Here is a 13,619-nt window from a genome sequence, read left to right as displayed (position 1 = left end):
TAGATTTATTGGCTTATTCTTATTTTTATGCCTTTATCTTGAAGATAATCTTTGGCAGATTTTATAGAAAAGGGATCTACTTGAATGGCATCAAAGCCTCCATATCCTTCCCTAATAAATTCTAAATTCCCTAAATCTTCCTGTTTCCCCATTCTTAACTCTCCGCCTTCCTCGCCTGCTAAATCATCCATAAATTTATCGAAGTAATGGTAATGAAATGCTGAAGCTGCTGAAACGGCATCTGCTTCTCCTTCTTCAATAACCTTATGAAAGTCAACCAAACTTCCAGCCCCACTAGAGGCTATAACTGGGATTGAAGCTTTGGATGAAACCTCATGGATTAAATCTATTTCATACCCTTCTCCCGAGCCATCTTGGTCTACAGACGAAAGATAAATTTCTCCAGCGCCTAAATCCTCTCCACGCTTTGCCCACTCAAAAGCATCTATGCCCGTAGGCTGACGGCCGTAATCAACCCAAGCTTCATATTTTTTTTCTGTTCTTCTTTTTGCCTCTATGGAAAGAACAATGCATTGAGATCCAAATTTTTTGGCTGCTCTTTCTATAAAAGAAGGATCCTTAGTTGCTGCAGTATTGATAGCTACCTTGTCTGCTCCAGCTCTCAACACTTCTCCCACATCGTCTATACTCCTCATCCCTCCAGCAACAGTTATAGGAATTCTAACCTTTTCGGCTGCGAGGCTTATCATATCTAATAAATTATTCCTTTCGTACAAGCTGGCGACTGCATCCTGAAAAAAAAGTTCATCGGCTCCCTCTTTGTAATACAATTCGGCTAATCTATCAGCTTTGCCTAACACTCTATAACCGTCAAAACAGAGGCCTTTTACAACATTTGGTCCTTTTATATCTAACCTTGGAATGATTCTTATCATGAATTAATCTTCTTAATTATATTTAAATCCCTATATGGGGCGCGATATTACTATTATTGAATATTAAATAATAGTCTACTCATTATTTATTTCATTATAACTAGAGGCTATATTTCAATTAATTTTCTTAATTTTGAAGTATCAAGGATAAATTTTTCTCTTTTTCCTTCTTTTACTAAGTTAACGGAAGAATCCTTATTGCCTTTTGATTTTATCAGCCTTGTAGCTAGTTCTAGTAGTGATATATTTTCTTTACCCACATTGTATGTTCCCTCATTAGAGGATATAAGAAAATATTCAATAACTTTGCAAAGATCTCTAATTTCTATGAAATTTGTCTTTCTCTCTCCCTCGCCAAATACAGTTATTTTATTTTCTTTTTTTAACTCATTAAGCATGACCGGAATAATTCTATCCGCTCTCATTCCTTCTCCGTATACTTGGGCTACCCTCAGGTTTACCAGTCTGGAGGTTGTTTCTGCTAACGCATTAGACAAAATCATTTCTCCATTCAATTTAGATAACCCATAATAGAAATCTGAATTCTTAAAAGGTTCGCATTTAGACTCCTCAGAAAAATTTCCATCTTCATAAGGATAAACAGACATAGAGGAAAGGTTTATGAAAACTGACGGCGATAGCTCTCTAGCTAAATCTGCAACGTGTTCATTGATATGATTATTATTCTTTAAAACTATTCCATCTTTTATTGGATTTTGAGACGCAGGAACTCCAGCGCAGTGAATAATTGTCTGCCAGTCTCTTAAACCATTTTTTTTAACTTGTTTCAGAAAATCTTCTATATCTGCTTTATCTAATAAATTAACCTCAAATTCATTCTTAGGGTTAATTTTATTTTTTTTTGAACGTCCTAAACCAAAAACGCTATAATTTTTACCCAAATGATTTGTTAAGCTCTTGCCAACAAACCCGTGAGAGCCGGTTATTAGAATATTCAATTTTTGAAAGAATTATATTTTTTCCATTCAACAAATTCACTTTCCATGTATCTAATCACTACCCCAGGTTTTTTTATAAACTCTTGATTATAGTTTTCAAATAAAATGGCTTGTATAGAAGCTTCTACTTCGTTAACTCCAAATATTGATCTGATTGGGGTTGTTCCAGAAAACCTTGGATTGATTTCAAAAATGACTGGTCCTTTTTCAGTTAATCTCAATTGAAAATTCGTAGCGCCATGAGGCCTAAGCACTTTGGTTACTTCATTTATGTAATCATCTATTTCTTCATACTCTTCTAAGAAAGCAACATGAGTGTTTCCATTTTTTAAAGTTCTTTTAAGGCTTATAGTGCTTATTATTGATTCTTCTACAAAAACTGTACTACAGGTATATTCTTCATCAGCACTACCGAGATATTCCTGGATAATCGGCCTATCTACTTTATCTAATGCTCGTTTTAATTCTTCAATATTATTGACAATAAAGACATCTTTTGAAGTATGTCCAAAACGAGGTTTAACGATTAAAGGGTAATTATTATCTGACAGAAAATCTTCTCTGTCTTCGGGCAAAGAAGACTCCGGAAAAATTAATCCACTTTCCTTAAGAAATTTATAGGTTTCCCATTTATCATTCCCTATTGTGACCACTTTTTCTGGACTCACAATTACAAAAGATCCGGTATCTTTTTCTATAGCATCTTTATGTTTTGCGAGAATCGGTATCTCAAAATCAAGGCCCGGGATTACTATCTCGATCTCATGAGAGATAATTATTTCTTTTAATGCTTCTAACCAACTATCTTCAGACACTGAATCTTTTAGGATATCTGGCATTAAAAAGGATTTATTTGCCCAATAAAGGCCTACAGCAGAGGAAAAGTAATCAGTTGAATAAAGTTCAAAATCTAAATTAGAACTTTTTAAGGACTTTATAATCCCCTGCCCTAGCAGTGAGCCAGATCCTGTTACTAATATATTCACTTTCTATCCTTCAATCTGTAATAATCCAAACATTCCTTAGGATAACCTTTTTTGAGCATTTCATTTATGACAGCATCTACATCGTAAAGCATGCTTCTAAAATCAACCGCCCCAGTTTCTCTATCTAAAAGAGCAAAATTTATCTCATTAATAAACTGGCGATTCTGACCCACGCTTCCTGGGTTTATTAACGAATATTTTTTGTACTCTTTTTTAAATTGTTTATGCGAATGACCTATTATGTAATTTTGATCCAGCGGTATTTCTGTATCCTCGAAAATATATTGATCCTCTATCGTATGGATACATTTAAAATCATCTAAATAATAATGATCCAAGTAATTCTCAATAATTTGTTGTTGAGAAAACTTTTCAAAACATACATCAAAGAATCTTTCACACAAATGGCTATTTGCTGTGCAAACTCCATTGATGAAATAATCTTCATGGTTTCCTCTCAATGTAATGCAATCGTCTAAACTGTCTAGTAATTCAACGCATTCATTCCCCCAAGGGCCATAGTTCACAACATCGCCCATCACGATATAAGAGTTTTCTGTTTTTGTTTCTGATATTACACGTTCAAGAGCAGGAAGATTTCCATGTATGTCAGATAAAAGTACTATTTGCACTATTCTTAACCTTTTTTAGAAAGTAATTCTAGACATTCTTTATTTAATATAAATAAAATCATACTAGCTCAATTTTATTAACTCACATTTTATCATCTAGAAATCTACCTCGCTCATTGTGACTAAAATTTGGCAAGCACGTTTCAAATAATTCTACTAATTCAGGTTTACTCCACTTTTTTTGAGACCTTAATTTATAAATAGTTTTCTCAAAGTTTTCCAATGAGGCTGTATTTAATTCTTCTGAATGCTTGACCACCCCAATACCCTTATATGTTTTTAAATCTAGCTCTTCCCCTTCTGTAAAGAACTCTTCAAAGCCCTTTTCACCGGTTGTATTACTTTCTTCAAAAAAACAAGGCCAAGTATTTTTTTTCCTGAAACTTTCTATATCTTTACGCGCCTCCTCCTCAGAGGTGCAGATATAGGGGGTGTATCCTCTAAGTTTTAGAAACTTTATAGCTATGTCCGAAAATTTTATTAAATGTAAGCTTTCATCTAATTTTGGAAAAAATATATCCTTACTCTCTCCAAATAAACACGACATCAAACACAGCTCTCCAGATTCTTGAGGCGTTATAAAATATCTAAGAATATCCGATGGCGCAGCAAGAGGTTGCCCCTTTTCCATCCTATATCTAAAACCGTCTAAAAGAGAGCCATTGGAGAAAGCGACATTTGCAAATCTAGCAGTGGAAATATCCACTAGACGCCCATGCTTGATTAAAAATTTTTCCATTATCCTTTTAGATGCGCCCATCATATTGACGGGATTAGCGGCTTTATCTGTAGAAACACAAAAATATTTTTTAATTGATTTATCCTCCACCAGCTTTAAAGTCTTAATGGTGTTTATAATATTCACTTCAACCATTCTCATTAAGCTAAGAGGATCACTTTCACTTCGCACATGCTTTAAAGCCGAGAGATTTAATATAAAATCATAAGAGTTCATGCTCAATAAGGCCTCGAACTCTTCAGAGCCACAGTCTATGACGAAAGTCTTGAATTCCCCCTTAATGTAGCCAAAGGAACTCCTGATATCTCGAACAAGCTCAACAAGATTGTTTTCATTGATATCTACGCAATGAAGAGAAGCTGGATTTCGTTTAAAAATTTCTTTGGTTACTGCTTCGCCTATGGATCCCGCAGCTCCAATAACTAAAAAGGTAGATGTTTGGATAACTTCTTGTATACGCTCCTCATGACTTGAAATATCAAGACTAAATAGTGCTTGATCTCTACCTATCAAAGATAAAATGTTTTCCATTTTGCTATTCTACTGTTAGAAAGTGGGCGGGAACAGAGATTATTATGAATCTATTGGATTTATAAAAATAAAATATTATCCCTCTTTTAAGTTCCAAAGACCCTGCTCAACTAGCCTTGCTCTTGCCTGAAGATATATGAAGGTATCAGGTTTTATATCTATTGCCTTCTGGTAATTTCTAATAGCCTTGTCATTATCACCTATTTGCTCATAAGCAAGGCCCATGTTGAAGAATACAGCTGAAATATCTTTTATGTTGTGAGCCAGAGAACTTTTGTATTTTTCTAAAGCCAAACTAAAGTTTTTTAAGAGATAAAAACTATTGCCTTGATTTAGAATTGCCTCTGGCTTAGCAGCCTCATTTAGCTTTGCTAAATTAAATTCATTTATAGCCTCTTGAGGTCTTAAAGCATTATTATAAATTATCCCAAGATTTACCCTTGTTGCCGCTAATAAATCGTCCGGAACATTCTTATCTGACAAAACATCTCTGCATATGGATATGGACGTCTTAGATGAAGAGCCTGTATCAGCATATCTATAACATATAGCTGCGTCTGAATTACCTATAACAGTGACGGCAGAACTAAGACTATTGCTAAAGATCAATAATAAAAAGAATAATTTATTCTTTAGAATTCTATCTATAAATTTTTCCATTCAGCTCCTTAATATAATTTTATCTCATCTAAATTGTATAGCACCTTCAACTTTTTTTCATTCTGCTCTTTAACCAGTTTAATAATCTAAAAATATAGCCCTCTCAAGAAATCTTGGAAAGTTTTTACTGCTTTTGCAAGGAAAAGAAAAAAACTGATTTCCTAACAGATGAGATCTGTTCATTTTATAATCTTGTGATAGATAAAATAATAGTTTCAAATACAAACCTCATACAAAAAATTATGGGAAATAAAATGAATAAAACATTAAGTCTTTTCGTGCTTTTAGTCATGATGATGCCTCTAAATGCTGATACGTTTTCAAAAAAGTCTTTATCTCTTGAAACAGCCAGAAAAATGGCAGAAGCTTGTCTCTTGCTTGCGAAAGAAAACAAATGGAAAATAAATATAGCCATTTATGATTCATCAAGAGCTTTAAAATATTACGCTGCCATGGATAACTCATATCCTGCATCTGAAGAAATAGCAAAGTTGAAAGGGAAAACCTCAGCAGGACTTCCTCTCACAACTAAAGATTTAAGTGATAGAGCATTCCAAGGAGAAAAGCTTGGAGCTGGACTAATTACCATCCCTGAAACCATGTTACTGCAAGGAGGGATACCTATCATTTTACAAGATGGCAACCATATTGGGGGGATAGGAGTGTCTGGAGATAGCGGGGCAAATGACGAAGTATGTGCCGAGGCAGCGCTCAATACAATTTTTAAATAATTTGGAATTAAAAAGCAAAAAGGACATTTAAATAATGCCCTTTTTTAAAAAAATGTCCTACATCCTAAGTAAAGCGCAAAGTTTATTCCCTGAAGGATCTCTTAAATAGGCTAGATAGGTTTTAAAACCGCCGCCTTCTCTAATACCAGGAGGCTCTTCGCAGGCGGTGCCTCCGTTCTCTATTCCGGCAGCATGCCAAGCATCTCCTGTCTCAGTATTTTTTACGCTGAATCCTATGGTGCCCCCATTGCCATGAGTCGCCTCATTACCATCTATTGGTTCTGAAATACAAAAAGCCATATTATCTAGAAAATAAAAATAACGTTTTTGACCTGTTGTATTTGGTGATAGAACCCCCGGCTCTCCACCCAAAACCCCTAATAAAGCATCGTAAAAAATTTTTGATTCTTCTATATTATTCGCCCCTAACATTACATGACTAAACATACTTCTCTCCCTATTCAATTCTTATAAAATAAAACTACATCTCTAGATTCAATCTCAAGATCCCAACCCCTTTGAGCGGCAATCACTTCAAAAGTTTCTGTGGCGTAAAAAACCACATGAGTTGGATCTTTTCTATAATACCAATTTTTGAATAATTCGTCTTTTGGTAAAAAAGAAGTCATTATTCCAAGCCATCCTTCTTTCTCTAAAAGGCTATCTAAGAAAATAAACTCTTGAAATGGGTAATAAAAATGCTCAACTACTTCGGTGCAGGTAATAAAGTCATATTTTTTTAAAAGAACATCCTTATCGGGGGAAAAAAATGGGTCATATAGATTCATTCCAAATCCATTAGATTTAAAAATATCTGCTAACGCAGGCCCTTCTCCGCAGCCGTAATCTAAACCTTCACTTTTTTTTGACAACTTTTCTTTCAAAGGATTTGCTAACTTTGATAAAAAATCTCTGTATGCTTTGTCTTCTATTCTATTTTCGTGCAATAAATACCTTTCCCTTTCTAAAGCGGGATCTAAATGATGGCCCTTATCTAAAAATCTTGCAGAGCAAAATTTACAGTCCCAATATTTCTTACTATCAAGAATTTTATAAACTGAAACTAAATCACTTTTGCAAACAATACAATTCATTCTGAATAAACTAATGAGGCTAGATAGTGTTGATTAAAAAAATGACCAACTTTGTCATTGACTCGATAGCTCCTCATATAAAGAAAAGATTTCATTAGCGGTAATTATATCTCCAGCAGTGCCGCCATAGTAGTAGCCTAAATTAGTATTAGGCGTAGCTACTACATGCCCAGAATTCACAAGAGAATATAAGGCTACTACCCTTTTGCCATTACTTTGTTTTCTTGTTACAGAAGTTTTAATATCACCGTCTTTCTCTTCATAAAGAAATGTATCTTCCCTAGCTGGACCAATTAAATTGACCCAATATTTATAAGTATCATCGGAAGACAATACTGCTCCCCTGCTAGCATTTCCCTGTAGTTTTACCACTCCCCCGTCAAAAGGGTTTATAGGGTCATTGGTGCCATTAAAAATCATCATGTGAACAGCTAAGCCAGAAGGGGTGCAATCAGAATTTTCTTCCACAGGAAGGTTTGCCGCTAGTGGTGCCGCTATAAAAACATCCTCCGGAGCCTCCAAAGCTAATTTATAAACCATATGTCCGCCATTCGATAAGCCTGTAGTTATAATTTTTGTAGGATCTACTTTGAAATCTTTAACTATTAACTTTACTACTTTTTTAAAAAAGCCTAAATCGTCTATATTTTCTAGGTTAGCTAAATAATCAGCGGAAGCCCTGCAATCATTCCAAAAATTTTTATACCCTTGCGGATAGACAACCAAAAAACCTTTTTCTTCAGCTAAATACTCAAAATCGTATCCAGTGATCCATCTCATGTCTTCTGACTTTCCAAAAGATCCATGAAAGACAAATATAGCAGGAGGGTTAATAGAGAGAGTACTAGGAATGTAAACATCAAATGACCTTTCAAGGCCGTCATGTGTAGTCTTAAATGATTCAAATGATCCTTGAGAAGGCGGATCTCTGAATACTTTTCCAGTTAAAGAATTTAAATAAGAAATCGTAAAAAGAAATCCTAAACAAAGGCCAAAAAGAAATGTAATAGAAAGCCCCTTATAACTTATTAAAAAAGATTTAATCATGAAAGGTAAAAAACATAGGCCAAAGAAAGAGCTCCTCCAAAGACCAGCCCAATGATGAATATAAGAAATATCAGCAGGTAGCCTCTAAAGAATGAGTTTTTCCTTTCCAGCATTTTGCTTAAAAAACTTTTTTAAAGTCGTAACAAATAAGCTTTAAAGCATCATCCACGCCTGATATTAACTCCATATTTGCAAACCCATGAATATATCCATCAAAAGTAAGATGATGGGTTTCGACACCTGAATTTATTAATGATTCTGCATACCTATCGCCCTCATCACGAAGAGGATCAAAACCTGCGGTCACTACAACAGCGGGGGGGAGTCCTGAAAGGCTTTCGGCAAAGAGGGGAGAAACCAGAGGCTCTTTAATTGACTCCTGGTCAGACAGATATTGATCTCTAAACCATAGCATGGCTTCTTTAGTTAACATAAAACCTTCTGAAAGTTCTTCAATAGATGGGTGAAGAAAATCTAACGCAGTTGCTGGGTATAATAAAAGTTGAGCTTTGGGTAGATATTTTTCTTCTTGATTAAGTTTTAAACATAATGCAGCGGCTAAATTTCCTCCCGCACTATCTCCTCCAACAGATATTCTCTCAGGATTTACTGCCAAAACTTCATGACTCTCTCTTACCCAATTAAATGCTGCTTCACAGTCACAAAGACCTTCGGGATATGGGCTCTCAGGAGCCAAACTATAATCAACAGAAAAAACCTTTGCATTAAGTTCTTTTGCCAAGAAACCAGTAAACCTGTGGTGACTTTCAATATCCAAAAGAGCCCAACCGCCTCCATGAAAATAAACCAAAGAGGCTGCGTTTTCTTTTATGCCTTTCGGCACATACTCTCTTATACGAATTAAATTTCCAGACCTATTTATTTCATGATCCTTAAAAGAAACATCCTTAGAGAAAGGTCGATCAAAAGCACTAAAGGTCTTTGTTTGTTCTGCGGTTTGCTCTCTAATTTTAGAGGCTGGCAAACTAAAATCAGCACCTTCGTCTCCCATGTAATGCAATAATAATTGAAACCCAGGGTCTAGCCTTCTATGACCGTTAGTCATTTGGTCCTTCCCTGAAAGCCACAATAAGAAGCTTCCCGGCAACTTAAAAAAAAGTTTTATAAATATAAACACTATTCGACGTTATTTAAAAAAAATTTATCCTGCATAGATTGATATTTCTACTTCATCTTCTGCATTTGAGTACTCCAACGAAGTCTTAATATTTGTACTCTCAAATTTTGCATGGTTTCTTACATAGTCTAAATAATTATTTGAATTGCCCTTTTCTCCCACTAAAGCTGATATTAGTTTACCAACGTTATCTGCAAAAATTACAGAGCCTTTTTTTAAAATTCCACTCTCCTCTATAGCTATTAGATCCCTTTTGTAGAGATCCTTCCAGTGATCTATAAATACAAGATCAAATTTATCTTCCAAAGTGGGTATTATTTCTTTAGAGGAGCCTTCTATAATAGTAATTATGTGCTTTAGTCCAGCAAAATCAATTATTTCGCGAGCTACTTTTGCATAATTTATATCAACTTCGATGGATATGATTTTTCCTTTGTCGCCCAAATTTTTTGCCATTAGAATAGCGGAATAACCACAAAAACAGCCAAGTTCTAGAACTACTGGGTTTTCCCTTAATTTAGTTAATTCCTTGATTAAAATTTTACCTTTCACATCTCCTACATTCATTAAAAACCTTTCTTTCTTTGCGTACTGATCCATAACATCTAAAACGCTTTGCGGATTGTTTCTTGATGCATTATTTAGAATATATTCTTTGACGGAATTAGTTAATTCTGGCTTTTTTAGAATTTTATTGGTCAGGTTTTCTTTTATTAACCTCGTAAGAAAGCCTATATTTCTGGGCTTCAATAGAACTAGTTTCATGATAATAAGTTAGTTAATAAATTGATACAGGGCATTATTTCATAAAAGCTATTTATATCCATTGATCATTTTTTTTAGTAAGTTCATTTTTTTTATCCCCTGTATTTATTACCCCTTTTGGTTCAATTAACATAATCTTTGATTCTTCTTCTGCAAAAGGCTTATGTTTTCTCCCTTTGGGCACAACTATCATCTCACCTTCCTTTAGTTGAATAACTTCATCTTCGAATTCAATACTAATTTTTCCTTCTATTACAACAAAAACCTCATCTGTATCTTCGTGGTTATGCCAGATAAAATCGTTTTTAATCTTTACTAATTTAAAATGATAGTCGTTCATTTCTGCAATAATTTTAGGCGACCATATTTCATTAAATTTACTGAACTTAGATTTAAAATTTATCTTTTCCATGAGGCGAATGTTTCTTCTTGCTTAACGTTTATCAAGAATAATAAAAAAGTAACTAATTTTTTCATTCCAAGGGGTCTAAGCGGAGAATTTGTCTTGGCGGCGGAAACCCCATCATGAACTTTACTCCAAGCGGCAAAGGATGCTCAGCTGCCACTTGATTAAACTCTTCTCCTTCAATCGGCACCGCAATATAATCTTTAATATTTCCTTGAATTTCTCCTTGTACATTAGGATTCTTAAGAGCCGCTTTATGCCAACCTCTTGTCCAATGGTGAGCAGAAACATATAGCTTTTCGTTAGTAACAAAGCGGGCTACCATCCTACTATTTGTCATCCCCTTATCGTTCGTCGTTGTAATAGCAATCATTGGTATGCCGCAATCTCTCCTTAGGGTCTTTTGTCCTTTTGCGTTTGGGCATCCCTCTGCGGCCTCAAAAGAAGGTTGATACATTCCTAGAAATACGGTCTCAAATAGCAAAACAAAAACAACATAAACTAGAGCTATGATTCCTAACCTTTTTAATACTTTCATTTGTTTTATTATCTATTTTTTTGAATATGATTTGCAACTACTTATCAAAACCTATATATATTTCTTCCATGAAGAATTTTAAATATTTTAATATGTAACCTTTACTTCTCTAAAATATCATGTTAAGTTTGCGTTACATTTTAGCAAGGAGAAGATAATGAACTACGCTACAAGCGAAAAAAGAAATTTAATAATGCATATAGGGCTTGGATTAAGTCTATTTGGTGTCGTCTTATATGACCCCTTGGGTTTTTTATTTACAGGCATGGGATTGGTTGTTATCGCAACAGGTTTAAGCTTTGTATTTGCAGGCTACATCTATTTAAGTGAAAGTGAAAGAGTCAATAAAGCCGTTGAGCAATTTGAAAAAAGATAGGAGAAATTATGGAAATTATAGTACCGCTTGCAGGAATCTCTGTTGGAATCATTGTGCCCCTGGCAGTCTTCTTCTGGCTTTATCATGAAACCAAACATAAAAATGAAACCATTTTAGAAATATCAAAAAACCTTGATGACCCAACTAAGCTTGAGCGTTTATTAAGTATTTTTGATGAAAGGAAAAAAGAGCCAGTCGACTATCGTAGGGGGGGCCTAATAACCATTTTTGTAGGTGTCGGAATTTATTGTTTTGGTTTTGCTTCTATGGGATCTTTTTTTGAGGGCGTAGGGTTGTTAGTTGGCTTCATAGGAATAGGTACCATGGCTGCCGGCTACATCTATCCAAATACTAGCGAAGAAATCACAAAGGCAGTTGAAGACTTCGAAGAAAAGTAAGAGGTATAGATGACGTATTTTGTAAGATTTTTAATAGTTTCAACTTGTGGTTTAGCTCAAATATTCTTCGCTTTATATTTGTTATTAGATTTACTAAATCTAAGTTTCCTTAGCCTGCCTTCTAATGCCATGTTTATTCCGGGAGTGCTTATTATTCTTGGTTCAAGTTATCTGTGCGCTTCGTATTATTTTGGGGATAAGAAAATGAATAATATGCTGTATGATGAGTATTCGGCCTTAAGGTATTACAAACTAGGTTCAATTGGCTACGCTTTGAACGGCTTTGGAATTTTTATTATCTTTTCTATTCAAGATTGGTCCAACTGGGATTTGGCCAGCGCCAATAAGATGATCTATCAAATAGCAGCTTTTGCTTGGGCAGTATTTGGTGCTCTAATGTTAATTTTCTCTTTGGGAGATTTTAAAGAATCTAAAGCAGAAGCTTCTTATTAAAAGGATTTTAAGTGGGCAAACATCACCAAAATCTTTTAAATAATCTTGAAGAACTCAGGAAAGCAGCTGGACTAACTCAGCAAGAACTTTCTGAAGATGCAGAGGTTTCTCGGAAAAGTATCAATGCAATTGAAAATGGCATATACGTGCCCTCTACTGTTCTTGCATTAAAAATTGCAAAAAGACTTGGTTGTAAGGTGGAGGATTTATTTAAATTACCTAAAAATTAATTCGGCAAACGAAACTACTCAACCGTTAAGGAATTGTTCACAACGGTGAATTATGTAACTAGCCCAGAGGGCTTGATCCGTAGTGATTATCCCCTTCTTCGCTTAAAGTAAAAAGCAGTTTAATGGCATACATAAATCCAAATATAGGCATTAACACTTTGTGGTTCCTTCCTTCATAGCTATATATGGCTATGGGCAGAAGGATAATCCAATACCACCACCCAGAATGTCCTGTATCGTGCAGCCTTCTTATAAAAACACTAAGAAACGGGAAGAGGAGTGCTAAAGAAAAGACTGTATTTAATACAGGCACGCCGTAAATTAAATCTACTAGGGTTGTAACTATTGTGCCTACGATATAAAAAAGATAAAACCACCAAAATTCTGATCTTGATGCCCTTCCTTTCCAAACAAAATATTTCTTAAATGCTGATTCTATAGATTCTACAAAGCTCATTCCTTCCTCTTAGAGATTACAAAGTAAAACATTAGTCCTCATGAGGTGCTTTAGTCAAGAACATCTCGCCTGAAGGATATTATTTACCGTTGTGAATTACTCCACTGTAACTGATGTCGATTGTTCGTCGAAGTAGATTTTTTCATTAATCAAAAAAATCAAACGTTATAAAAATCATACCAACAAGATAGACTCCCACAACAACTATAACAAACCATCCCAACCAGTTAGGTTCGTTTTGATAACAAAGAAACTCTACCTTACAAAAAAAATTATAAAAATCGTTCATTTTCTAATCTAAATTTAGTTCGACGATCGAAACTACTCAACCGTTACGGAGTTGTTTATAACCGTTACTGGGTAAGATTGTAGATCTAATGGATATAATTCTTTAATTTTTTTGGCTTCTCTTAGCCCTGTGTTTAAAGCACCATGAGTAAAGGCATACTCTAGGACACTTGTTGCCTCGCCGGCAAAAAATATTTTATTTTGAACTGGGCTGGCTAATTCGGTTCGCAATTTTAAGTCGTCTTGATTGTGTCCAGGAGCTGAGTAAGCTCCTAGTATGTATGGCTCCATTCCC

At 34.8% G+C, this 13,619-nt stretch carries 21 protein-coding genes; 5 read left to right on the top strand and 16 right to left on the bottom strand.

The genetic code is table 11. The annotated features are described in order from the left end of the window. Nucleotides 1-5: 5 nt before the first annotated feature. The 6 genes from P8J93_02525 to P8J93_02500 form a co-directional block, all read right to left on the bottom strand. Complete coding sequence (locus tag P8J93_02525; protein ID MDG2060676.1) at nucleotides 6-896, bottom strand: imidazole glycerol phosphate synthase cyclase subunit; 891 nt, start codon at nucleotides 894-896, stop codon at nucleotides 6-8. 107 nt (nucleotides 897-1,003) lie between these two features. Further along, a complete protein-coding gene (locus tag P8J93_02520; GenBank protein MDG2060675.1) occupies nucleotides 1,004-1,855 on the bottom strand; it encodes an NAD-dependent epimerase/dehydratase family protein in 852 nt (283 codons plus the stop codon). Further along, nucleotides 1,852-2,841: an ATP-grasp domain-containing protein gene (locus P8J93_02515; GenBank protein ID MDG2060674.1), complete on the bottom strand. Its 990-nt coding sequence runs from the start codon at nucleotides 2,839-2,841 to the stop codon at nucleotides 1,852-1,854. The genes P8J93_02520 and P8J93_02515 overlap by 4 nt, the downstream gene beginning before the upstream one ends. After that, entirely contained in the window at nucleotides 2,838-3,473 is a 636-nt protein-coding gene (locus tag P8J93_02510) for a metallophosphoesterase (protein ID MDG2060673.1), read from the bottom strand. Before P8J93_02510 ends, P8J93_02515 begins: the two co-directional genes overlap by 4 nt. 82 nt (nucleotides 3,474-3,555) lie before the next feature. Beyond that, entirely contained in the window at nucleotides 3,556-4,743 is a 1,188-nt protein-coding gene (locus tag P8J93_02505) for a polysaccharide biosynthesis protein (protein ID MDG2060672.1), read from the bottom strand. A gap of 75 nt (nucleotides 4,744-4,818) precedes the next feature. Then, on the bottom strand, nucleotides 4,819-5,403 hold the full coding sequence (locus tag P8J93_02500; protein MDG2060671.1) for a tetratricopeptide repeat protein: 585 nt from the start codon (nucleotides 5,401-5,403) through the stop codon (nucleotides 4,819-4,821). Nucleotides 5,404-5,657: 254 nt separating this feature from the next. On the opposite strand from P8J93_02500, the gene P8J93_02495 reads away from it, so the two are divergent. Further along, nucleotides 5,658-6,134, top strand: coding sequence for a heme-binding protein (locus P8J93_02495; GenBank protein MDG2060670.1), 477 nt, complete (start codon nucleotides 5,658-5,660; stop codon nucleotides 6,132-6,134). Nucleotides 6,135-6,191: 57 nt separating this feature from the next. Here the strand turns inward: P8J93_02495 and P8J93_02490 are convergent, their stop codons facing one another. The 7 genes from P8J93_02490 to P8J93_02460 form a co-directional block, all read right to left on the bottom strand. Continuing rightward, nucleotides 6,192-6,581: a VOC family protein gene (locus P8J93_02490; protein MDG2060669.1), complete on the bottom strand. Its 390-nt coding sequence runs from the start codon at nucleotides 6,579-6,581 to the stop codon at nucleotides 6,192-6,194. 14 nt (nucleotides 6,582-6,595) lie between these two features. After that, nucleotides 6,596-7,228 (bottom strand): class I SAM-dependent methyltransferase, encoded by a 633-nt coding sequence (locus tag P8J93_02485; protein ID MDG2060668.1) that lies wholly within the window; start codon nucleotides 7,226-7,228, stop codon nucleotides 6,596-6,598. Nucleotides 7,229-7,282: 54 nt separating this feature from the next. Further along, nucleotides 7,283-8,275: a PHB depolymerase family esterase gene (locus P8J93_02480; protein ID MDG2060667.1), complete on the bottom strand. Its 993-nt coding sequence runs from the start codon at nucleotides 8,273-8,275 to the stop codon at nucleotides 7,283-7,285. Between the two features lie 118 nt (nucleotides 8,276-8,393). Beyond that, complete coding sequence (locus P8J93_02475; GenBank protein MDG2060666.1) at nucleotides 8,394-9,341, bottom strand: alpha/beta hydrolase; 948 nt, start codon at nucleotides 9,339-9,341, stop codon at nucleotides 8,394-8,396. Between the two features lie 96 nt (nucleotides 9,342-9,437). Continuing rightward, nucleotides 9,438-10,178: a class I SAM-dependent methyltransferase gene (locus tag P8J93_02470; protein MDG2060665.1), complete on the bottom strand. Its 741-nt coding sequence runs from the start codon at nucleotides 10,176-10,178 to the stop codon at nucleotides 9,438-9,440. A gap of 52 nt (nucleotides 10,179-10,230) precedes the next feature. Next, nucleotides 10,231-10,590, bottom strand: a complete 360-nt coding sequence (locus P8J93_02465; GenBank protein MDG2060664.1) for a cupin domain-containing protein — start codon at nucleotides 10,588-10,590, stop codon at nucleotides 10,231-10,233. A 61-nt stretch (nucleotides 10,591-10,651) separates the two neighbouring features. After that, nucleotides 10,652-11,122, bottom strand: coding sequence for a hypothetical protein (locus tag P8J93_02460; protein ID MDG2060663.1), 471 nt, complete (start codon nucleotides 11,120-11,122; stop codon nucleotides 10,652-10,654). A 157-nt stretch (nucleotides 11,123-11,279) separates the two neighbouring features. Between P8J93_02460 and P8J93_02455 the strand changes: the two genes are divergently transcribed. From P8J93_02455 to P8J93_02440, 4 genes are read left to right on the top strand one after another with little or no spacing between them, the layout of a single operon-like run. Further along, entirely contained in the window at nucleotides 11,280-11,498 is a 219-nt protein-coding gene (locus P8J93_02455) for a hypothetical protein (GenBank protein ID MDG2060662.1), read from the top strand. A gap of 8 nt (nucleotides 11,499-11,506) precedes the next feature. After that, nucleotides 11,507-11,896: a DUF6249 domain-containing protein gene (locus P8J93_02450; protein MDG2060661.1), complete on the top strand. Its 390-nt coding sequence runs from the start codon at nucleotides 11,507-11,509 to the stop codon at nucleotides 11,894-11,896. A 9-nt stretch (nucleotides 11,897-11,905) separates the two neighbouring features. Next, a complete protein-coding gene (locus P8J93_02445; protein ID MDG2060660.1) occupies nucleotides 11,906-12,349 on the top strand; it encodes a hypothetical protein in 444 nt (147 codons plus the stop codon). Nucleotides 12,350-12,360: 11 nt separating this feature from the next. Continuing rightward, complete coding sequence (locus P8J93_02440; protein MDG2060659.1) at nucleotides 12,361-12,579, top strand: helix-turn-helix transcriptional regulator; 219 nt, start codon at nucleotides 12,361-12,363, stop codon at nucleotides 12,577-12,579. Nucleotides 12,580-12,637: 58 nt separating this feature from the next. On the opposite strand, the gene P8J93_02435 is transcribed toward P8J93_02440, so the two are convergent. The 3 genes from P8J93_02435 to P8J93_02425 all read right to left on the bottom strand — a co-directional run. Then, entirely contained in the window at nucleotides 12,638-13,036 is a 399-nt protein-coding gene (locus P8J93_02435; protein MDG2060658.1) for a DUF805 domain-containing protein, read from the bottom strand. 145 nt (nucleotides 13,037-13,181) lie between these two features. Next, entirely contained in the window at nucleotides 13,182-13,325 is a 144-nt protein-coding gene (locus tag P8J93_02430; GenBank protein MDG2060657.1) for a hypothetical protein, read from the bottom strand. A gap of 32 nt (nucleotides 13,326-13,357) precedes the next feature. Then, on the bottom strand, nucleotides 13,358-13,619 hold a 262-nt coding region (locus P8J93_02425; protein MDG2060656.1), incomplete at its 5' end, for an FAD-dependent oxidoreductase.

Source organism: SAR86 cluster bacterium (genome assembly GCA_029268615.1).
Taxonomy (GTDB): domain Bacteria; phylum Pseudomonadota; class Gammaproteobacteria; order Magnimaribacterales; family Magnimaribacteraceae; genus JAQWNM01.
Note: the sequence above shows the minus strand (reverse complement) of the source record. Positions and strands in the feature narration are given on the sequence as shown.